The organism is Bacillus mobilis (genome assembly GCF_001884045.1).
GTDB lineage: Bacteria > Bacillota > Bacilli > Bacillales > Bacillaceae_G > Bacillus_A > Bacillus_A mobilis.
In genome coordinates, this window is sequence record NZ_MACF01000103.1 from 1 (window position 1) to 20,739 (window position 20,739).

The 20,739-nt window shown below is 36.5% G+C and carries 24 protein-coding genes and 4 riboswitches; of the genes, 21 read left to right on the forward strand and 3 right to left on the reverse strand.

Features of this window, described 5'->3' with window-relative positions:
- Positions 1–196: 196 nt before the first annotated feature.
- Both BAQ44_RS17075 and BAQ44_RS17080 read left to right on the forward strand, forming a co-directional pair.
- Positions 197–616, forward strand: a complete 420-nt coding sequence (locus BAQ44_RS17075) for a CBS domain-containing protein (RefSeq protein ID WP_063263441.1) — start codon at positions 197–199, stop codon at positions 614–616.
- A gap of 293 nt (positions 617–909) precedes the next feature.
- The gene (locus BAQ44_RS17080) at positions 910–2,061 is read left to right on the forward strand and encodes a DUF3965 domain-containing protein (RefSeq protein WP_063263442.1); all 1,152 of its coding nucleotides are present in this window, start codon (positions 910–912) and stop codon (positions 2,059–2,061) included.
- A gap of 241 nt (positions 2,062–2,302) precedes the next feature.
- Here BAQ44_RS17080 and BAQ44_RS17085 read toward each other — a convergent pair whose 3' ends face one another.
- Positions 2,303–2,641 carry a hypothetical protein gene (locus tag BAQ44_RS17085; RefSeq protein ID WP_063263443.1) on the reverse strand — a complete coding sequence of 113 codons (339 nt, stop codon included), beginning with the start codon at positions 2,639–2,641 and terminating at the stop codon, positions 2,303–2,305.
- Between the two features lie 5 nt (positions 2,642–2,646).
- The gene (locus tag BAQ44_RS17090) at positions 2,647–3,807 is read right to left on the reverse strand and encodes an SH3 domain-containing protein (protein ID WP_063263444.1); all 1,161 of its coding nucleotides are present in this window, start codon (positions 3,805–3,807) and stop codon (positions 2,647–2,649) included.
- A 269-nt stretch (positions 3,808–4,076) separates the two neighbouring features.
- Positions 4,077–4,188: riboswitch (TPP riboswitch) on the forward strand.
- A gap of 60 nt (positions 4,189–4,248) precedes the next feature.
- A riboswitch (TPP riboswitch) is annotated at positions 4,249–4,352 on the forward strand.
- An 82-nt stretch (positions 4,353–4,434) separates the two neighbouring features.
- Here BAQ44_RS17090 and tenA point away from each other — a divergent pair.
- The 19 genes from tenA to kdpDN all read left to right on the forward strand — a co-directional run bounded on the left by tenA (position 4,435) and on the right by kdpDN (position 19,407).
- Complete coding sequence (gene tenA, locus BAQ44_RS17095; RefSeq protein WP_000666826.1) at positions 4,435–5,130, forward strand: thiaminase II; 696 nt, start codon at positions 4,435–4,437, stop codon at positions 5,128–5,130.
- Entirely contained in the window at positions 5,099–5,848 is a 750-nt protein-coding gene (locus tag BAQ44_RS17100) for an ABC transporter ATP-binding protein (protein ID WP_001256807.1), read from the forward strand. The genes tenA and BAQ44_RS17100 overlap by 32 nt, the downstream gene beginning before the upstream one ends.
- Positions 5,848–6,600 (forward strand): ABC transporter permease, encoded by a 753-nt coding sequence (locus BAQ44_RS17105; protein ID WP_061679186.1) that lies wholly within the window; start codon positions 5,848–5,850, stop codon positions 6,598–6,600. The genes BAQ44_RS17100 and BAQ44_RS17105 overlap by 1 nt, the downstream gene beginning before the upstream one ends.
- Positions 6,597–7,598 carry an ABC transporter substrate-binding protein gene (locus BAQ44_RS17110; RefSeq protein WP_071722515.1) on the forward strand — a complete coding sequence of 334 codons (1,002 nt, stop codon included), beginning with the start codon at positions 6,597–6,599 and terminating at the stop codon, positions 7,596–7,598. The genes BAQ44_RS17105 and BAQ44_RS17110 overlap by 4 nt, the downstream gene beginning before the upstream one ends.
- A gap of 10 nt (positions 7,599–7,608) precedes the next feature.
- On the forward strand, positions 7,609–8,229 hold the full coding sequence (tenI, locus tag BAQ44_RS17115) for a thiazole tautomerase TenI (RefSeq protein ID WP_063263446.1): 621 nt from the start codon (positions 7,609–7,611) through the stop codon (positions 8,227–8,229).
- Positions 8,222–9,331: a glycine oxidase ThiO gene (thiO, locus tag BAQ44_RS17120; protein ID WP_071722516.1), complete on the forward strand. Its 1,110-nt coding sequence runs from the start codon at positions 8,222–8,224 to the stop codon at positions 9,329–9,331. The genes tenI and thiO overlap by 8 nt, the downstream gene beginning before the upstream one ends.
- Before the next feature lie 15 nt (positions 9,332–9,346).
- Complete coding sequence (thiS, locus tag BAQ44_RS17125; RefSeq protein WP_001049508.1) at positions 9,347–9,550, forward strand: sulfur carrier protein ThiS; 204 nt, start codon at positions 9,347–9,349, stop codon at positions 9,548–9,550.
- 2 nt (positions 9,551–9,552) lie between these two features.
- Positions 9,553–10,323 carry a thiazole synthase gene (gene thiG, locus BAQ44_RS17130; RefSeq protein ID WP_063263448.1) on the forward strand — a complete coding sequence of 257 codons (771 nt, stop codon included), beginning with the start codon at positions 9,553–9,555 and terminating at the stop codon, positions 10,321–10,323.
- Positions 10,316–11,335, forward strand: coding sequence for a thiazole biosynthesis adenylyltransferase ThiF (locus tag BAQ44_RS17135; protein ID WP_071722518.1), 1,020 nt, complete (start codon positions 10,316–10,318; stop codon positions 11,333–11,335). Before thiG ends, BAQ44_RS17135 begins: the two co-directional genes overlap by 8 nt.
- Before the next feature lie 6 nt (positions 11,336–11,341).
- On the forward strand, positions 11,342–12,163 hold the full coding sequence (thiD, locus tag BAQ44_RS17140) for a bifunctional hydroxymethylpyrimidine kinase/phosphomethylpyrimidine kinase (protein WP_098373949.1): 822 nt from the start codon (positions 11,342–11,344) through the stop codon (positions 12,161–12,163).
- Between the two features lie 85 nt (positions 12,164–12,248).
- Positions 12,249–12,396, forward strand: a riboswitch (cyclic di-AMP (ydaO/yuaA leader).
- A 93-nt stretch (positions 12,397–12,489) separates the two neighbouring features.
- Entirely contained in the window at positions 12,490–12,876 is a 387-nt protein-coding gene (locus tag BAQ44_RS17145; protein WP_061679173.1) for a hypothetical protein, read from the forward strand.
- Positions 12,877–12,892: 16 nt separating this feature from the next.
- Positions 12,893–13,123: a hypothetical protein gene (locus BAQ44_RS17150; protein WP_000866315.1), complete on the forward strand. Its 231-nt coding sequence runs from the start codon at positions 12,893–12,895 to the stop codon at positions 13,121–13,123.
- A 29-nt stretch (positions 13,124–13,152) separates the two neighbouring features.
- On the forward strand, positions 13,153–13,284 hold the full coding sequence (locus BAQ44_RS31605) for a hypothetical protein (protein WP_084669550.1): 132 nt from the start codon (positions 13,153–13,155) through the stop codon (positions 13,282–13,284).
- A 100-nt stretch (positions 13,285–13,384) separates the two neighbouring features.
- Positions 13,385–13,530, forward strand: a riboswitch (cyclic di-AMP (ydaO/yuaA leader).
- A 95-nt stretch (positions 13,531–13,625) separates the two neighbouring features.
- On the forward strand, positions 13,626–13,730 hold the full coding sequence (locus BAQ44_RS17155; protein WP_000887889.1) for a SipW-dependent-type signal peptide-containing protein: 105 nt from the start codon (positions 13,626–13,628) through the stop codon (positions 13,728–13,730).
- Positions 13,727–13,807, forward strand: coding sequence for a K(+)-transporting ATPase subunit F (gene kdpF, locus BAQ44_RS17160; protein WP_000150657.1), 81 nt, complete (start codon positions 13,727–13,729; stop codon positions 13,805–13,807). Before BAQ44_RS17155 ends, kdpF begins: the two co-directional genes overlap by 4 nt.
- Positions 13,808–13,826: 19 nt before the next feature.
- Positions 13,827–15,494 (forward strand): potassium-transporting ATPase subunit KdpA, encoded by a 1,668-nt coding sequence (gene kdpA / locus BAQ44_RS17165; protein ID WP_071722519.1) that lies wholly within the window; start codon positions 13,827–13,829, stop codon positions 15,492–15,494.
- Positions 15,495–15,507: 13 nt separating this feature from the next.
- The gene (kdpB, locus tag BAQ44_RS17170) at positions 15,508–17,598 is read left to right on the forward strand and encodes a potassium-transporting ATPase subunit KdpB (protein WP_071722521.1); all 2,091 of its coding nucleotides are present in this window, start codon (positions 15,508–15,510) and stop codon (positions 17,596–17,598) included.
- A gap of 16 nt (positions 17,599–17,614) precedes the next feature.
- Entirely contained in the window at positions 17,615–18,196 is a 582-nt protein-coding gene (kdpC, locus tag BAQ44_RS17175) for a K(+)-transporting ATPase subunit C (RefSeq protein WP_071722523.1), read from the forward strand.
- Between the two features lie 56 nt (positions 18,197–18,252).
- On the forward strand, positions 18,253–19,407 hold the full coding sequence (kdpDN, locus tag BAQ44_RS17180) for a KdpD-like non-kinase potassium sensor (RefSeq protein ID WP_084669552.1): 1,155 nt from the start codon (positions 18,253–18,255) through the stop codon (positions 19,405–19,407).
- A 22-nt stretch (positions 19,408–19,429) separates the two neighbouring features.
- Here the strand turns inward: kdpDN and BAQ44_RS17185 are convergent, their stop codons facing one another.
- On the reverse strand, positions 19,430–20,611 hold the full coding sequence (locus BAQ44_RS17185) for an MFS transporter (RefSeq protein ID WP_071722528.1): 1,182 nt from the start codon (positions 20,609–20,611) through the stop codon (positions 19,430–19,432).
- Positions 20,612–20,739 lie beyond the last annotated feature (128 nt).

Here is a 20,739-nt window from a genome sequence, read left to right on the forward strand (position 1 = left end):
TTGGTCAAGTGGTTAAGACACCGCCCTTTCACGGCGGTAACACGGGTTCGAATCCCGTACGGGTCATAAAAAAAAGAGTCAGCAATATGCTGACTCTTTTTTATTTTGTAGAATCCTCCGTTATCAGCTGATTTTCCTGAAATAAATAAAGGGATTTAGGAAAAGCTATGGTATGTATAAAAAGGAGGAGACAAAAATGACACGAGTGAGAGACTTTATGAGTACTCATGTTGTACAGTGTACAACGTTAGACAATGTATATGAGGCTGCTGTAAAGATGAAAGAAGAATCGATTGGATTGATTCCAGTTGTTGAAAATGAGCAAGTTGTTGGGCTTGTTACGGACCGAGATTTAGTTGTTCGTGGGATTGCTGAGAAACATCCTGGATCTAATAAAATTACAAATGTAATGACAACAAACATTGTTTCAGTTTCTCCAGATGATTCTATTGAAAAAGCTACAGAGTTAATGGCACAGTATCAAATTAGACGATTACCAGTAGTTGAGAGTGGTCAACTTGTTGGGATGCTAGCACTAGGTGATTTAGCCATAAAAGAATCGGCAGATGATCAAGCTGGATTTGCTCTAAGTGAAATCTCGGAGCACACGGAGTGAAGAGAGACTTTTATTAGTGGGATAAGTTACGTATCAAAATCAGATGCATTATTCTAGTATATGGATTAAACTAATATGTTAGCATGATGTATCTGAGACATTATATAATAAGTATATAGTTAGTAATTTCGACAGTTTTTTTAAATTTGTCATTCCTAATTTTAAATAAGAGAAAAAATGATATACTGATAGATATAAGTATTATGAAAGATTTCGAATATAACAATATTTATTATTAATGATGTAATAATGGATTAATATTTCCTATGTAGACAAAAGGGAAGGGGAATTATATGAGGGCTGTACAGCGCGATCCAAATTGGAATTTGGTTACAGATACATATATAGAACCAAATAATTTCGCTGAATTATTTTCTTTGCTTGTACCTTGTCACCCAAAAGGTGAAGGGAAAGAACGAACTATATTAGTGTGGAAAGAAAAAGAATTTTATAAAGAAGAAAATTTAGCGGCATTTATCGTATATGGAATGAATAAAGCAAAGAATTTACCGCAGTTTCATAAAGATGAAATTCCAACTCTAGTACGTATTCTTCGCTTATGCCAAGAGATTGGTTGGTATGAAGAAGCAAATACTTTTATGGTAAATCAAGGACTAGCTGAGTTTGTTCACACTTCATTGGAATATGAAACGTGGGATCTTTTGACGCAAGCGGTCGCTTTAAACTATTTAATTATTAAATATCGTATTGGTGAATTGACTGATGGGGATGTAGAAATTTGGGATAGAGTTAAATTTAATGAGAAATGTATAACGGATTGTAAGCATCTATTATCCCATAAAGAAGTATTGGAATTTACATTCTTTTATATGTGTAAGAGAGCTAAATTACTATCAAAAGAGCAATTAAATAGTGATATGATGAGTCTAGCGATGTATTGTAATACTTTCGTGTATGACTTATATACACATGACTTATTACGAAAATATCGTAAGTGTACAGACTTCCTATCATATTATGGACCTAGTCAAGCGGTGTTAGCTTGTCAAAGAGCTGTACTTTCTCAAATTTCAGATCGATTAGACCCACTTAAGACTACTCATGTAGATGATTATTTATATGTAATGAAAGAAATGATGGAGCATATGACGATAGGAATAATGGATCGATATGATCATTTTATTGGGAAGTTATTATCATATGTGCCATTTTTCGAAATGATTCAAGTTCCACAACATGCATATTATTGTGAAGAATTACTGTATATTTGTAAGGGCATTGAATATAAAGAAGAAATATTACGCAATTATATATTTATACAATTACATGATTGTTTACCATCATTCTTTAAACTATTTCTTAAAAATAAGCGTTATGCAACGATTCATGACATTCTGTTCTATTGGTGCGATGATGAACAAAGAATGAGCTTAGAGAAGAAATATAATCTTAGCTTTATTTATGAAAAATATGCTTGTGGATAAAGAGCAGTTTCTATATAAAAAATTTATATAAATTAAAAAGGATCTCAAGTTTATGTGAGATCCTTTTTTTATTAGTAAAGCAAGGAGAACGCAATTAAGACGAGAAATAACATTCCATAAAGGAGAAATTGTGCCGTATTGCTTCCTTGTATACCAAAAAAAGTATTTATTTTCGTGTATAAATTCGATATATATTTTATCGGATTATCTTTGAAAGATTGGTACACAGTGTCTCCTCTTTCTAAGCTTCTTGTTCGTGTTTTTTGTTTTTAGGAACATGAATGTACCTAGCTATGAATAATAAAATAGCCATAAAGAATACAGGAAATACGGTAGATAAATAAAAACCATTACTAATAATATTTGTTATTAGGGCACTTAATAGAAAGATGGCATTATATATATGGGCAATTTTTTGTTTAAATTGTACTTGAAAAGATTCCATCATAATTTCTAAAGCAACAAAAGCAATGATAATAGATAAAAATACAGTGTTTGTATTGTAAATGATTAAACAACAGATTAAACCTAGAAAGGCTAAGTATTCAATTAAGAGAGGTATATTGATATTGCGTGGCATACAATTTACCTAACTAAATATGGCAGTGGGTTTACTGCATTTGTTTTTTCGAAATTCCATTCTCCATTGTGTAATTCAAAATGAAGATGTTGCCCGTATGAATGACCTGTGTTTCCCATATGACCTACTAATTGTCCAGCTTGAACTTGATCACCAGCTTGTACAGTGCGATCGTTCATGTGAGCATAGACTGTTGTATATAATTTCCCGTTTATTTGATGGGCGATGAACACAACATTGCCATAGCTAGCTGAATAATATGATTTCACCACTTTACCTGCAGCTGCCGCTTGGATAGAGACAGTACCTTGAGCTGCGATATCTATACCATAATGCATTTGTTCCCAGCGCATATCAAAGGTTGAGCTAATTCTTCCTTGAGTAGGGAATTTGAAAACTGCTGGAATGGAAGTAGGTTGAGCCGTTTGAGCCTGTGATTGCGTTTGATTTTGCACTACATAATGTTTTGCCACGTATCCGTATCCTGTACCAAAGCGAATTTTATACCAAGTTCCTACAGTTTCGACTACTTGTACTTGTGTACCATTTTGTAATGAACCAAGTAGTGCACTACTTGTACTAGCGTTGCTACGTACATTAAGTTTAGGTGTTGCAACTGTGTATTTCGTATTATTTTGAACTGTGATGCCTTTTACTAAAGGATGTGAACCATTAGACACGAACGCTTTTTGTACGTAACCGGTTGTGCCATTATGTAAAATTTTATACCACTCGCCTTGTTCTTCTTGAATGGTAACGAATTTCCCATTTGGTAATACATCTAAAATTGAAGATTCTAAATTAGGTTCAGAACGAACGTTTAATGCATTGGCATTAACGATGTATTGATTATTAGATTGAAGTTTGTTTTTTAGTAGAATAGCATCTTTTTGTACGTAACCTACTTTATTATTAACAGATACTTTATACCAGCCATTAGTTGTTTCAAGTATGTTCACTTTCGTATTAAAGCGAATTGTATCAATTGAAGAGCTATTTGCGTTATCTTTTGTATGTAAGGATACTTGATCGACTTTGACATATCCAGTTTTCACATTAGACAATTGTTCAGCGTTGGCTGTTTGTACGTTTGTTTCTCCCATAGAAGGAAGTAAAGAGGCAATTGCGACAGTAGTTGCTGTTAAAGCAGTAGCTTTCATATTCATATAATAGAGACCTCCTCTAGTTGTATAGTTGTAATTTTATTATAGTATAAAGATATAATATAGTGGGTGTATTCACATAAATGTAATATGAAATCAATATAAAAATAAATTTTTTGAGGATAATGATTCCTTTTTATCCAATTAATTAGGATAATAATTTCTAAGATAGAATATAAGTATTATATAGTTTTATTATTTTGTTGACAATTGAGAAAATTAAAACAGTTGATGATGTCTTATTACGATGTTATACTGACAGTGTTAATTTCATAGTTTGCTAGGAGAGCTGGTGTTGCCAGCTGAGAGTAGGCCGTAAGCCTTTGATCCTTTTCATTACCTGATCTAGATTATGCTAGCGTAGGGAAGCAATTCGGACACTAATAATGAGTCCCCGTTTCTTTGCGTATAGAAACGGGGCTTTTTTGTTTGAAAATTTCATATTGAAACCACTAGGGGTGCTTGTTGTGCTGAGAGAGGAATAATCCTTAACCCTTATAACACCTGATCTAGGTAATACTAGCGAAGGGAAGTGGAGCAACGAATAAATTATAATTTTATTTGCTGTAACCACTTCTTATTTAGAAGTGGTTTTTTATTTACATACACATACCGGAAGGGGATAGGGAAATGAAATTTTGCGATAGATTATTAGAAACTGTACAACCAGTTTGGGAGATGAGTCATAATCATCCGTTTGTAGTAGGTATGGGGGATGGCACGTTAGAAAAAGATAAGTTTCAGTATTACATTATTCAAGATTATTTATATTTGTTAGATTATGCAAAGCTGTATGCGATTGGTGTTGTAAAGGCAACGAATCCACAAGTAATGGGGAAATTTGCTGAACAAATTGATGGCATATTAAATGGAGAAATGACAATCCATAAACAGTATGCAAAAAGACTTGGAATTTCTATAGAGGAGATAGAGTCAGCAAAACCATCTGCTAAAAATTTAGCTTATACAAATTACATGATGTCCGTATCTCAAAATGGCACACTTGCAGAATTAATAGCAGCACTTCTTCCATGTATGTGGAGCTATTGGGAAATTGGAAAGCGTTTAAATGATATACCTGGAGCAAGAGATCATGAGTTCTTTGGTGAGTGGATTCAAGGATATAGTTCTGAAGAATACGGTAACCTTTGTATTTGGTTAATAGATTTATTAAATGAAATGGCAGTTGGAAAGTCTGAAAAAGAGCTAGATCGATTAGAGGAGATTTTCCTATATTCCAGTCGATTTGAATATTTATTCTGGGATATGTCCTATCGTAAGGAGATGTGGGGATTTGAGGAGCAAGAACATACTACAGTTTCATAATGTTTCTTTTCATTATGATGAGAAACCAATCATCAATGAATTAAATGCTTCTATACAAGATAAAGAGTTTGTAAGTATTATCGGACCGAGTGGATGCGGGAAAAGTACTTTATTTCGCCTTATTACAGGTTTAGAAGAAGCGAGTACTGGACAGATAGAACTGACAGAAACAAAGAGCCATCCTGTAGGGTATATGCCCCAAAAAGACATGCTCCTGCCATGGAGAACGATTATTGAGAATGCTGCTCTGCCGCTAGAGTGCCAAGGTGTACAGAAGAAAGAAGCGCAAATAAAGGCAAAGGAACTGTTACATAAATTTGGCTTACAAGGGTATGAGACAAAATATCCGAAAGATTTATCTGGAGGTATGAGGCAACGCGTATCTTTCATTCGAACTTTATTAACAGGCGGGGAGATATTGTTGTTGGATGAACCGTTTAGCGCGTTGGATGCTTTAACGAAGGCATCTTTGCAAGAATGGCTGTTTGAACAATGGAAAGAGTGGGAAAAAACAATTTTATTTATCACTCATGATGTGGAAGAAGCGTTGTTTCTTTCTAATCGAATTTTAGTAGTAGAGCAGCAACCGATAACTACTTTAACCGAGAGGGTTGTACCACTTGATCGTAATCGAACAAGAAAAGATTTATATAAGCCGGAAGTGTTAGCGCTTAAAGATGAGCTTCTTAGTATGTTACAAAGGCAGGTACTCGTATGATGAACCGGTTGAAGGAGCTATTACCTGCTTTTACACTTTCTAGCATTTTACTTGCCTTTTGGGAAGTAGGAGCAAGAATCGTAGATGAAATGTACATTTTACCGTCACCGTCTGCAATTGTAATGAAGATATGGAAACTAAAAGATATATTATTCACGGTTCATTTGCCAGCAACATTGTACGTCGTTTTAATAGGGATAGCTATTTCTATCGTACTTGGGGTAGGGCTAGCGATGTTAATGAATGCGAGTAATTGGATGGAGAGAGCATTTTATCCATTATTAGTTGCTTCACAAACGATTCCGATTACAGCGCTTGCCCCACTTTTCGTTTTATGGTTTGGATATACGATCTGGAGTAAGGTTGTTGTTACGGTTTTAATTACGTTTTTCCCAATTGCGGTCAATACGTATGATGGACTACGCAGTACGAAAAAAGAATGGGAAGAGCTTTTAGTTACGTACGGGGCGACGAAAAAAGATGTTTTTCTTAAATTAAAATTGCCGTCTGCTCTTCCTTATTTCTTCTCAGCTTTAAAAATTGCAGTTCCGCTTAGTGTAATTGGGGCAGCAATTGGTGAATGGCTCGGTGCACAAGCTGGGCTTGGATATTTCAGTAAAAGAATGATGACGCAGTTAGACGGAGCAGGTGTATTTGCGCCCATTGTATTGTTATCATTATTAGCTATTTTCTTCGTCATACTTATTTCGGTATTAGAAAAGAAATTCATTAGTTGGAGGAAGCATTCATGAAATTTTTAAAACGCATCTTTGTGTTTACATTATTAGTTGCAATGATTGCTGGATGTTCTAGTAATTCAGCATCAGATAAGAGTAAAAAAGAAAAAGAAATAACGGTCATGCTTGATTGGTACCCAAATGCGGTACATAGCTTTATTTATGCGGCAATTGAAAAAGGATACTTTAAAGAAGAAGGAGTAAAGGTGAATATTAAATTCCCTTCTAATCCGACTGACCCATTAACTTTAGCAGCTGCAGGAAAAGTAACAGTGGGCTTATATTATCAGCCTGATGTTGTCATGGCAAAAGCAAATGAACAAATTCCAGTGAAATCAATTGGAGCTGTCGTACGTTCACCATTAAATCATGTTGTATCGCTGAAATCAGCAGGCATTCAATCGCCGAAAGATTTAGAGGGGAAAACAGTTGGATATTCTGGAACACCTTTAAGTGAGATGTATTTAAAAACGATGGTAAAAGAAGCTGGTGGTAATCCAGATACAGTGAAAGTAGTCGATGTGGGCTTTGATTTAGTACCGGCATTAATTACGAAAAAAGTGGATGCGGTAACGGGGGCATACATTAACCATGAAGTACCTGTTATGCGTCATGAAGGTCATGAACCAGCATACTTTAATCCAGCTGATTACGGTGTACCGAATTACCATGAGCTTGTATTTGTAACAGGTGATAAAACGTTGAAAAAAGATAAAGAAGCGTTGCAAGCATTCTTACGTGGTACGAAAAAAGGCTATGATTTCATGAAGAAAAATCCAGATGAAGCATTAAATATTTTATTAAATCATCAAGAAAAAGAAAACTTCCCACTTGTACCAGAAGTTGAAAAAGAAAGTATGAAAATTTTATTAGAGAAGATGGAAACGAAAGATGAGCCATTCTTATCGGATTCAAAAGAATCATGGGAGAAACAAAATAAATGGCTGAAGGATAAAGGTATGACGAAAGAAATCGTTCCGACCGATGAGTTATTCGAAAACATTTTAAAGTAGGCGAATGAATATGAAAAATGAGCTTCATGTAATCTCAAATGGTCACATGTCATTCGAAGAGTTAGTGAGTGCAGCGATGCAAATTGAAAGTGAGATTGATTATTTGCATATTCGTGAGCGTGAGAAAAGTACGAAGGAATTGTATGAAGGTGTGGAAAGCCTTTTGAAAAAAGGCTTTCCGGCATCAAAAATAGTGATAAATGATCGAATTGATATTGCTATTTTATTAAACATTCCGCGTGTACAGCTAGGATATCGAAGTGCAAATGTAAGGTCAGTGAAAGAAAAGTTTTCTTATTTGCATGTCGGTTATTCTGTGCATTCTTTAGAAGAGGCGATCGATGCATTTAAGAATGGAGCGGATTCACTCGTCTATGGTCATGTATTTCCGACAGATTGTAAAAAAGGCGTGCCAGCGAGAGGGCTTGAAGAGGTTTCAGACATTGCAAAGTGTTTATCCATACCAATTACAGCAATTGGCGGAATTACCATAGAAAACACCAGGGATGTTCTTACTAACGGCGTCAGTGGTATTGCTGTTATGTCTGGAATTATAAGTAGTAGTAACCCGTATAGCAAAGCGAAATCTTATAAGGAATCAATAAGAAAGTGGGCGGAAAAACATGTGTAAGAAGTATGATGTAGCGATAATTGGCGGTGGTGTAATTGGTAGTTCAGTTGCACATTTTCTGGCAGAAAGAGGACATAAAGTGGCGATTATAGAGAAGCAAAGAATTGCATCTGAAGCCTCGAAAGCAGCCGCTGGTTTACTTGGGGTTCAGGCAGAATGGGATGCATATGACCCACTATTTGAACTTGCAAGAGAAAGCCGTGCTATATTTCCACAACTTGCAGAAGTTTTACGTGAAAAAACAGGCATCGATATTGGGTATGAAGAGAAAGGCATTTATCGTATTGCTCAAAATGAAGAGGAGAAGGAAAGAATTCTTCACATTATGGATTGGCAGCAGAAAACTGGTGAAGATTCTTATTTTCTAACGGGAGATCGTTTACGAGAGAAAGAACCATTTCTTTCTGAGTCAATTATAGGTGCTGTATATTATCCGAAAGATGGTCATGTTATTGCACCAGAGCTTACGAAAGCATTCGCACATTCTGCATCATTTTCGGGTGCTGATATATATGAACAGACAGAAGTTTTTGATATTCGTATTGAAAATAATAAAGTGAATGGGGTTGTGACGAGCGAAGGTAGTATCACATGTGAAAAAGTTGTTATTGCGGGTGGTTCATGGAGCACGAAGTTACTGAGTCATTTTCACCACGAATGGGGTACATATCCAGTTAAAGGAGAAGTAGTAGCGGTAAGAAGTAGAAACCAACTTTTAAAGGCTCCTATTTTCCAAGAAAGATTTTACATTGCACCAAAGCGCGGCGGACGTTACGTAATTGGAGCAACGATGAAGCCTCATACGTTTAATAAAACTGTGCAACCGGAAAGTATTACTTCTATATTAGAGCGCGCGTATACGATATTACCAGCTTTAAAAGAAGCAGAGTGGGAAAGCACATGGGCAGGGTTAAGGCCACAATCGAATCACGAAGCTCCTTATATGGGAGAGCATGAAGAGATAAAAGGTTTATATGCTTGTACTGGGCATTATCGAAACGGTATTTTATTAAGTCCCGTTTCTGGTCAGTATATGGCGGATTTAATAGAAGGAAAGCAGGAGAATCACTTGCTAGATTCATTGCTTTCTAAAACAGTTTAGAAAGGGGCTGGAAGTTTGAATTTGAAAATTAATGGTAATCAAATTGAAGTGCCAGAGAGTGTAAAAACAGTAGCAGAGCTACTTACACATTTAGAGTTAGAAAACAGAATTGTTGTAGTAGAGCGTAATAAAGATATTTTACAAAAAGATGATCATACAGATACATCTGTTTTTGATGGAGACCAAATTGAGATTGTAACTTTCGTAGGAGGCGGTTGATTATGTTAAACATTGGACCATTTTCATTTCATTCTAGACTTTTATTAGGAACAGGAAAATTCCCTGATTTTGATGTGCAGCAAAAGGCAATTGATGTATCTGAGGCGGAGGTTTTAACGTTCGCAGTACGTCGTATGGATATATTTGATGCAAAGCAGCCTAATTTATTAGAGAAACTTGATGTGAAAAAATATAAGTTATTACCGAATACAGCTGGAGCAAAAAATGCTGAAGAAGCGGTTCGTATTGCAAAGTTAGCAAAAGCTTCGGGGCTTTGCGACATGATCAAAGTAGAAGTTATTGGTGATGATAGAACGTTATTACCTGATCCAGTAGAAACGTTAAAGGCATCTGAAATGTTACTAGAAGAAGGGTTTATCGTTCTTCCGTATACATCTGATGATGTTGTATTAGCACGTAAATTACAAGAACTAGGTGTGCATGCAATTATGCCAGGGGCATCACCAATCGGTTCAGGGCTTGGTATTGTGAATCCGTTAAATTTAAGCTTCATTATTGAACAAGCGACAGTACCAGTTATCGTTGACGCTGGTATTGGTAGTCCAGCTGATGCGGCATTTGCGATGGAATTAGGAGCGGATGGTGTGTTATTAAATACGGCTGTGTCGGGAGCAAAAGATCCAATTAAGATGGCATACGCAATGAAATTAGGTATCGAGGCAGGGCGAATTGGCTTTGAAGCAGGTCGTATTGCACGTAAACGTTGTGCAACAGCAAGTAGTCCTTTAGAAGGAATGAGCGTAGTTGAATAATCGATATTCTCGCCAAGAATTATTCTCTCCAATTGGAGAAGAGGGGCAACGAAAGATAAGAGAAAAGCACGTACTCATTATCGGTGCAGGTGCATTAGGTAGTGTAAATGCAGAGATGTTTGTAAGAGCTGGTGTTGGCACAGTAACAATTGTTGACCGAGATTATGTCGATTGGAGTAATTTACAAAGGCAGCAATTGTATGCAGAGAGTGATGTGGAAAATAATCTTCCGAAGGCTGTAGCGGCAAAAAAACGTCTAGAAGAGATCAATCGTGAAGTAAGAATAGAAGCTCTCGTTCAAGATGTAACAGCTGAGGAATTAGAAGAACTCGTTACAAACGTTCATGTAATTATTGATGCAACTGATAATTTCGAAACGCGTTTCATTGTGAATGATATAGCGCAAAAATATTCTATTCCATGGATTTACGGAGCATGTGTAGGGAGTTACGGCCTTTCTTACACAATTCTTCCTAGTAAAACGCCATGTTTATCTTGTTTATTACAATCGATTCCGCTTGGCGGAGCGACATGTGATACAGCGGGCATTATATCTCCTGCTGTATCTCTCGTCGTTTCTCATCAAGTTACGGAAGCTCTTAAATTGTTAGTGGAAGATTACGAATCACTTCGAGATGGGCTTGTGTCGTTTGATGTATGGAAGAATGAATATTCATGTATGAATGTGCAAAAGCTTCGTAAGAATAATTGTCCTTCGTGTGGAGAGAATGCGATATACCCGTATTTAAATAAAGAAAACACATCGAAAACAGCAGTTTTATGCGGGAGAAATACAGTTCAAATTAGACCACCTCATAAAGAAGAAATGGATTTTGAACGATACAAAGAGCTGCTGAACGATCGTGTGAATGATTTAAATGTAAATCCATATTTATTATCATTTTCGGTGGAAGAAAAGAGATTAGTTGCTTTCAAAGATGGACGTGTACTTGTACATGGAACGAAAGATATAAGCGAAGCAAAAACGATTTATCATCGCTATTTTGGATAGAAAAGGATGAGTGGGATGAAAGTAAATAAAGCTTTAACAATTGCAGGATCTGATAGCGGCGGCGGTGCCGGTATTCAAGCGGATTTAAAAACATTCCAAGAGCTTGGTGTGTACGGGATGACAGCTATTACGGCAATTACTGCTCAAAACACGCTTGGCGTTCAAGGGGTATACCCAGTTCCGTTAGAAGGTATTACGGAACAGTTGAATTCAATTGGTACGGATTTAACACCAGATGCTGTGAAACTAGGAATGTTATTTAGCAGCGAAATTATTCAAATTGTAGCAGAACATATTAATAAATTTGGCTGGAATAATATTGTACTAGACCCTGTTATGATTGCTAAGGGCGGTGCATCATTATTACAACAAGAAGCAGTACAAGCATTAAAAGAATATTTATTACCAGTAGCAACGGTTGTAACACCGAATGTTCCTGAAGCAGAAGTGCTAACTGGGATGGAGATTCATAATGTTGAAGATAGTAAGGAAGCTGCGAAAGTACTGCATGAATTAGGTGCGAAATACGTGCTTATGAAGGGTGGACATGCAGAATATCAAGGTAATGAAGTAATTGACTTACTCTTTGATGGTGAGCAATTTGTCGAATTTAGAAGTGAACGAATTCCTTCAAAGCAAACGCACGGAAGCGGGTGCACATTTGCTTCAGCGGTTACTGCAGGACTTGCGAAAGGCTACTCCATTGAAGAGGCAGTTCAAGAAGCAAAACGATTTATTAGTATAGCAATTGAAGAGCCATTGAATATTGGAAGTGGTCATGGACCGACGAATCATTTTGCATATAAGATGAATAATACACGTGTATAAAGAAATGAGAAGCCAGTTTGTTAACTGGCTTTTTTTCTGTTTACTTTTTCCAAATACAGGAGTAATATATCAGCCAGAATATATTTTTTGTAATACGCTGAGTCCAAATATAAGGAGCGGAGGAACCAATTTGTGCAGTGTCACTAGGGGTGAATCTTTCAATTTTGAAAGTAGGGCTACTCTCAAAGTCCGAATCCGACAGCTAACTTCGTAAGCGTCTTGAGAGAGGGCGGTGCCATGATGGATACATCACTTCATCGATCTGATTAGTATAGGGGAATATCAATCTATGTTTGTGTTCTTTTATGCTAAGGAGGATGAGGTACATGGAGCTAACACTTATTTGTGTTGGAGAAGAAAGCAAGGTAAATAGTTTAAGAGATTTAGTAGCATTTCAACATGAGTTAATCATCTTTACAGCAAATGAAGAAATAGCGGATGAAGTTAGGGATTGTGGATTTGATTGGACGTATAGTTGTAGTAAGGAGCAGGATTTTACTAGTATTTGTGAGTGTATTAAAAAGGTGATTTTACTAGGTGATGAGCTTCCAATCGTTAGCTTCTTCACAGAACACATTCGCTTTTCTTTTCAAGCACCTATTACTGTTGTTACAAGGAATAAACGATATCCAGCGAGGCTCTATGAAATAATGGGAGCTACATTTGTCGTGTTTACGAATTGTGATAATATTTCTTTTTTATTTTTTGAATAGGGCGGGGGAAAAGAAGATGAAAGTGTTGTTATTAGGAGATATAGCGAATCGTTGGGCAGTATCGGTAGAGCGAGTTCAAGAATTGGTGGTGCTCGATCCTATTTTTCCAAGGCCCTATATCATATTGCCATCAAAAGACGCTTTATATTTAAAAACAGATGTTATCGAATATGAGCAACTACATGCAGAATTGTCACAAGTTTATATTCGCGGGAGAAATTTACGTGCTTTTTTACGAGGGGAATAAATAGTGAGTGAAAAAAGAGCGAATGCGAAGTGCAACAAGCTATGCACTTCATGTCATTCGCTCTTTTTATTTCGTATTTAAAAGGTTATTTCTTTGAAAAAGAAAGAAAAGACGAGAAAACAGATGAAAGAATATTAATAATACTCAATGTAAGCGTTTAAATGGATGGATATTTTCTTATTTTCAGTAATTTGCCTCTTTACAAGTTAAATATAGAGGAGTATATTTACTCTCATAAATCATTCATAAAATTTCCAAAAAAACCTAAAATCGCTGAGTTCCAGAAATGGAGCGGGGGAACCAATTTTGTGCATCGTCACTTGGGGTGAATCTTTCAGTTTTGAAAGTAGGGCTACTCTTTAGGCCCGAATCCGACAGCTAACCTCGTAAGCGTTTAGAGAGGAGGTTTACTTTGTGTTGTTCATTTCGAACACTAAGTAGAGCTTAGTGTTCTTTTTTTGATAATTTAATGGTAAATTTTTACAAAAAGAGAGGGATATCTATGTTAGATGTTGTAATGATCGGGATTTTTGTTGTGTTAGTCGCATCGATGGCAAGTCTTGCGAGTTGGTCAGATAAAGTTGTGAAAGAAGGGAAGCAATCATGACGATTGCCTTATCGGTTATTGTTGGAGCAATTACGGTGTACTTAGTGTATGCATTATTAAATCCGGAAAAGTTTTAATTAGGGGGAGTCATTCATTATGATCTGGGTCGCAGTTGTTATTACAATGCTGTTGTTTATTCTTGTGGCAAAGCCAACGGGAATTTATTTAGAGAAAGCCTTTCAAGGGAGTAAAAAGCTAGATAAAGTATTCGGGCCTTTTGAAAAACTTATTTTTAAAATTACGGGTGTAAAAGAATACAATCAGACGTGGAAACAGTACGCATTGTCATTAGTTTTATTAAATGGATTTATGATTGTTGTCGTATATTTCATTTTTAGGCTACAAGGAGTATTGCCATTAAATCCAGCACACATTGAAGGAATGGAGCCTACACTCGCTTTTAATACAGCAATTAGTTTTATGGCTGATACAAACTTACAGCATTATAGCGGTGAAAATGGTTTATCTTATTTATCACAATTAATCGGAATTACATTTTTAATGTTTGCAGCACCGGCAACGACGTTAGCACTTGTAATGGCGTTTATAAGAGGGCTCGCTGGAAAAGAGCTCGGTAACTTTTTCGTTGATTTTACGAGAGCTTTAACGAGGGTATTTCTTCCTATCGCATTTATTGCGGCACTAGTCTTTGTCGCACTTGGTGTACCACAAACGTTAGATGGGGCGGTTACAGCACATACAATTGAAGGCGCAAAGCAGAGTATATTACGCGGACCTGTTGCATCATTCGTGTCCATTAAAGAACTTGGAAATAACGGTGGTGGGTTTTTCGGAGCAAACTCTACGCACCCTTTTGAAAACCCAGGGCAAATGAGTAATATTTTGCAAATGATGCTAATGATGTTACTGCCAACAGCACTTCCATTTACGTACGGACGAATGGTAGGCAATAAAAAGCAAGGACGTATCCTTTTCGTATCATTGTTCATGGTCTTTTTACTAGGGTTTATAACGATTACGACATCTGAATTACATGGAAATCCAGTATTGAATCAAATGGGTATTCAGCATGTGCAAGGAAGTACGGAAGGAAAAGAAGTTCGATTTGGAACAGTATTTTCTTCTCTTTATGCGACAGTAACGACAGCTGCCGAAACAGGTGCTGTTAATACGATGCATGATACGTTAACACCAATTGGCGGGTTAGTACCACTCGTAAATATGATGTTAAATACAGTATACGGCGGCGTTGGAGCAGGCTTTGTGAACATTATTATGTATGCGATTATCGCAGTCTTTATATCTGGATTGATGGTTGGACGGACACCAGAGTTTTTAGGTAAGAAAATTGAAGGTAAGGAAATGAAATTAATTGCGGTAACAATACTATTTCATCCACTGCTTATTTTAGGATTTTCAGCATTAGCTCTTTCAACAAATTTAGGAACGGATGCTATTTCTCATTCCGGTTTCCACGGTTTGACGCAAGTGGTATATGAATATACATCGTCAGCTGCGAATAATGGATCTGGATTTGAAGGATTAGCGGATAATACACCGTTTTGGAATATTACAACTGGTTTAGTTATGTTTTTAGGCCGCTATTTCAGTTTAATTACGATGCTAGCTGTTGCAGCTTCATTGAAAGAAAAGACGGTAGTACCAGAAACAGTCGGGACATTCCGTACGGATAATAGTTTATTTGGTGGCATTTTCATCGGAACGATTGTAATTGTCGGTGCATTAACATTTTTCCCGATGTTAGTACTTGGCCCAATTGCAGAATTTCTTACATTGAAGTAATGGAGGGTAAATGATGAGACCGGTAGTAGTAAAAGAAAAAAGAGTAAATGAGTCACAAATACATGCTGTAGAAGATGAAGTTAGACAAGCGAAAACGATGGATCGTGATATCGTGAAACACGCGATGAAGCAATCCTTTGCGAAATTGAATCCGAAAGTCATGATAAAGAATCCGATTATGTTCGTTGTAGAAATTGGATTTATCATTACGTTCATTTTATCTTTTCTTCCAAGTCATTCTAGTAGTGTACCAGGATGGTTTAATATAACAGTTTCTCTCATTCTCTTATTTACAGTTTTATTTGCTAACTTTGCAGAGGCGTTAGCGGAAGGACGGGGGAAAGCGCAAGCCGATTCTTTAAAACAATCGAAGAAAGATGTGTTTGCAAATGTTGTAAAAGAAAATGGAGATATTGTTCAAGTTTCAGCAACTGATCTGGGAAAAGGTGACGTTGTTATTGTAAAACAAGGAGAAATGATTCCAAGTGATGGGGAAGTCATAAAAGGATTAGCGTCTGTTGATGAATCTGCGATTACAGGGGAATCCGCTCCTGTTATAAAAGAAGCGGGCGGTGACTTTTGTTCCGTAACAGGTGGTACGATGGTCGTCAGTGATGAAATTACGATTGTCATTACGAGTAATCCAGGTGAATCATTTATCGATAAAATGATTTCGTTAGTAGAAGGGGCTGCTCGTCAAAAAACGCCGAATGAGATTGCTTTAAATACAGTATTAACGAGCTTAACCCTTATTTTCTTAATCGTTGTTGTGACGTTACCGATTTTTACAAACTATTTAGGATTTCAAATTGATACAGCTGTACTTGTTGCGTTGTTAGTTTGTTTAATTCCAACGACAATTGGTGGGTTATTATCAGCGATTGGTATTGCTGGGATGGACCGAGTGACAAAGTTCAATGTATTAGCAATGTCAGGGAAAGCGGTAGAAGCTGCGGGTGATATTAATACAATTATTTTAGATAAAACAGGTACGATTACTTTCGGGAACCGGATGGCACATACACTGCTTCCTGTAGGTAATGAAACGATTGAGCAAGTAGGAAAATGGGCTGCGATTAGTTCTGTTTTAGATGAAACACCAGAAGGCCGATCTGTTATCGAATATGTAAAAACGAAAGCTCTATCATATGATAGAGCACTTGCAGAACAAGGTGAATTTGTTCCATTTAAAGCAGAAACGAGAATGAGTGGTGTCGATTTACAGGATGGAACGAAAGTGAGAAAAGGTGCTGTTGGTGCTGTTATTGAATGGGTTAGGTCACAAGGCGGAACGATTCCGAAAGATGTAAATCAAAAAGCAGATTCCATTTCCAAAGAGGGCGGAACACCCCTTGTCGTTGCTGTGGATAATCGTGTTTACGGTTTAATTTATTTAAAGGATACAGTAAAGCCAGGTATGCGTGAGCGTTTTGAACAATTGCGTCAAATGGGGATTAAAACGGTTATGTGTACGGGTGATAACCCATTGACAGCAGCAACCATTGCAAAAGAAGCAGGGGTAGATGAATTTGTTGCTGAGTGTAAACCAGAAGATAAAATTGCGGTTATTAAAGCAGAGCAAGATAAAGGGAAACTTGTAGCGATGACAGGTGATGGTACAAATGATGCTCCGGCACTAGCGCAGGCTGACGTTGGATTAGCGATGAATAGTGGGACGACAGCTGCGAAAGAAGCAGCGAATATGATTGATTTAGATTCGAACCCGACAAAAATTATTGAGGTTGTAGGAATCGGTAAGCAATTGTTAATGACGCGTGGTGCGTTAACGACGTTTAGTATTGCGAATGATATCGCGAAATATTTCGCCATCATTCCAGCGATGTTTACACTTGCGATTCCGCAAATGGAAGCATTAAACATTATGAAATTAACATCACCGCTGTCAGCGATTTTATCAGCATTAATATTTAACGCTGTTATTATTCCGTTACTTATTCCATTGGCGATGAAAGGTATCGCATATAAACCGATGAGTTCGAATGCACTACTGGGACGAAACCTACTTATTTATGGGCTTGGCGGAGTGATTGTACCATTCATTGGAATTAAAGTAATTGATATAATTGTCGGCTTGTTTATATAAGGAAGAGGGGAAAAAGATGGAGAAGAAACAAAGTATACTATCACCAATCATCCGTATTACTTTTACATTTTTAGTGTTGTGCGGCCTTGTATACCCGCTTGTTGTTACTGGTATTGCACAAGCAGTGATGAAGGATAATGCGGATGGAAGTCTAATATATAATGATAAAAATGAAGTAATTGGTTCTAAATTAATCGGTCAAAATTTCACAGATCCACGTTATTTTCAGGGGCGTGTTTCTAGTATTGAATATAAAGCAGAAGCATCAGGCTCTAATAACTATGCACCGTCTAATCCAGATTTAGCGAAACGAGTAGAGAAAAGTATTGAGGAGTGGAAGAAACAAAACGGGGCTGTTCCAGTTACAGAAGTGCCGATCGATTTAGTGACGAATTCAGGTTCAGGGCTAGATCCTGACATTAGTCCACAGGCAGCCTCTGTACAGGTGGATCGTATCTCTAAATTAACGAATATTCCGAAAGAAACGTTAAATCAGTTGATTAAAGATCAAACAGAAGGTGAAGCACTTGGTTTATTTGGAGAAGATCGCGTGAACGTTTTAAAGTTAAATTTGGAATTACAGAAACTATTGAAATAGTAACAGTGCTACCTCAATCTAATGGATTGAGGTAGCGTTGTTTCGAAAGAAAGGTTGTGAGTGTTTTGTATGCGGATGACTATAAACCAACTTTTCAAAGGCGAACACCAGAAGAGTATTTAGAATATATTCGTCAGCAAAATCGCGGGAAGTTAAAGCTATATGTAGGAGCGGCTCCAGGAGTAGGGAAAAGTTATAAAATGCTCTTTGATGCAAGAGAAATGAAAAAAGACGGTACGGATATTGTAATTGGTTTAATTGAAACGCACGGAAGAAAAGAGACAGAAGAAGCAATTGCTGATCTAGAAAAAATTCCTTTAAAAGAAATAGGTTATAAAGGGAAAGTATTTTATGAACTTGATGTGGAAGGAATTATAAAACGTGCACCACAGGTCGTTGTAGTGGATGAACTTGCGCATAGCAATATTCCTGGATCTAAAAATAAGAAACGTTATATGGATGTACAGGAATTGTTAGATGCCGGTATATCCGTTTTATCAGCTTTTAATATTCAACATTTAGAAAGCGTTCATGATATTGTAGCTCAAATTACGAATGTCAAAGTAAGAGAACGTATTCCAGATTTTATTTTACAAAAAGCAAATGAAATTCAGCTTGTCGATGCAACTCCAGAAGTATTAAGGAAGAGATTAATAGACGGGAAAATATATAAAGAAGAAAAAATAGAGCAAAGCTTACAAAATTTCTTCACGCTTAATAATTTAGGGGCACTAAGAGAATTATCGCTTCGGGAAGTTGCTGACGATATGGACGAGAAAATTAGCCAAACCGTTAGAGAACCGATTGGCGTGAAAGAAAAAATTCTCGTTTGTGTACAATATAGTTCAACAGCGGAGAAGTTAATACGGAGAGGTTGGCGTATGGCAGATCGGTTAAACGCTGAATTGTATGTATTAAATGTAGAAAGGGAAAAGATAGATTCTCTTTCAGCAGGGAAAAAGCAAACAATTGAAGAGTGGAAGTCGCTAACGAATCAATTTGATGCGAGTTTTGTTTTAGAAGAGGCAAATGGAAGAAAGCCGGCTGATGTTATTATTGAAGTCGCGAAAAAACTACAAGTAACGCAAATTTTACTCGGGCAATCGGCAAGAACAAGATGGGAAGAAATTCGAAAAGGTTCAATTGTAAATGAAATTATGAGGCAAACGAAGTATATTGATATTCATATCGTTGCGGATCAAAGAGTTTAAAATAGAGACCATCTATAGGTCTCTATTTTGCTTTTTGTACAACCTGAAAACGTATCATTTTCATTGTGCATAAAATGATAAATAGAAATGTAATTGCACCTAGGAAGAAAATCCAAAAGTAATTTTGATTAAATACAAGAAATCCACCTACAAGTGGCCCTGTGCCCATACCGAGATAGCGAATAAAGTTGTACATACCGATAGCAGTTGCGCGTTCTTGTACAAATTCTTCCGTTAATAAAGTAGTGTGAGTTGGCATAGAAATCCCCATACTAAAACCGTACAAAGATGTAACGATAATGATGAATGGGATATTGATGCTATATGTGAAAGAGAATAAAGTGACACATATAATATTGAAGAAACTAGTAATGAATAAAGCTTGCTTTGTTGTGAGACGCTTTTGCAAAAGCTTGAAGCAATAACTTCCTAACATAATAGAAAGGGACATCGGTACAAACATAAGACCAATTTCACTTGCAGTTAAGTGAAATAAATTTGTTAAAATGTTCGGTAAAAAAACGAGGAAACAAAAGTAAATACAAAGTTGAATAAAGCCAATAAGAGTAATAGAAAATCCAGTTTTGTTTTTTAAGATAAACCAGTAATTTTTTTTTGAGTGCGGTTGCTTAATTACAGTTGGTTTTGTTTCTGGAAGTAGTGAAATGTTTATAATTAATAAAAGAATGGCAAGTATAGATAAAAAGAGAAATACGGATACGTGGCCATTTATACTGCCGAGATAACCACCAATGAGAGGACCAATTGCAGGTGCGAGAGCAAGTAACATTTGATAAAGGCTCATTGCTTCTCCTCGTTCTTTTCCTTCAAATAAATCGCCGATAATCGTTGCTGCAACTATAGGTATAGCTGCTATTCCTATAGCTTGAACAGCTCTAAAAAATAGAAATAAATAAACGTTCGGCGAAAAAGCACATCCGATTGAACCGATTGTACTAATGATTAAACTAGGAATAAGGACAGATTTTCTTCCTTTTGTATCAATTAAAGGCCCATATATGAGCTGCATAATCGCAAGAACAAATGTGAAAAGGGAGACTGTTAAATTTACAAGATAAAGAGAAGTGTGAAAAGAACCTTGAATCATGGGCAAGATAGGTGTGTAAATATTTTGAGCAAAGGAACCGAGTAAGGCACTAATACAGACAACATATAAAATGAAATGTAGTTTAGATTTTTTCATTATGTTAACCTCCTTGTTTTTAGTTTCCTTGGAAACTAAATTTATTTTAACATGATTTTCTCACTTGTAAATATGAAAAAATGATTTTAAAATGGTATATAGTTAAATTGTTTCTTTGGAAACTTAGG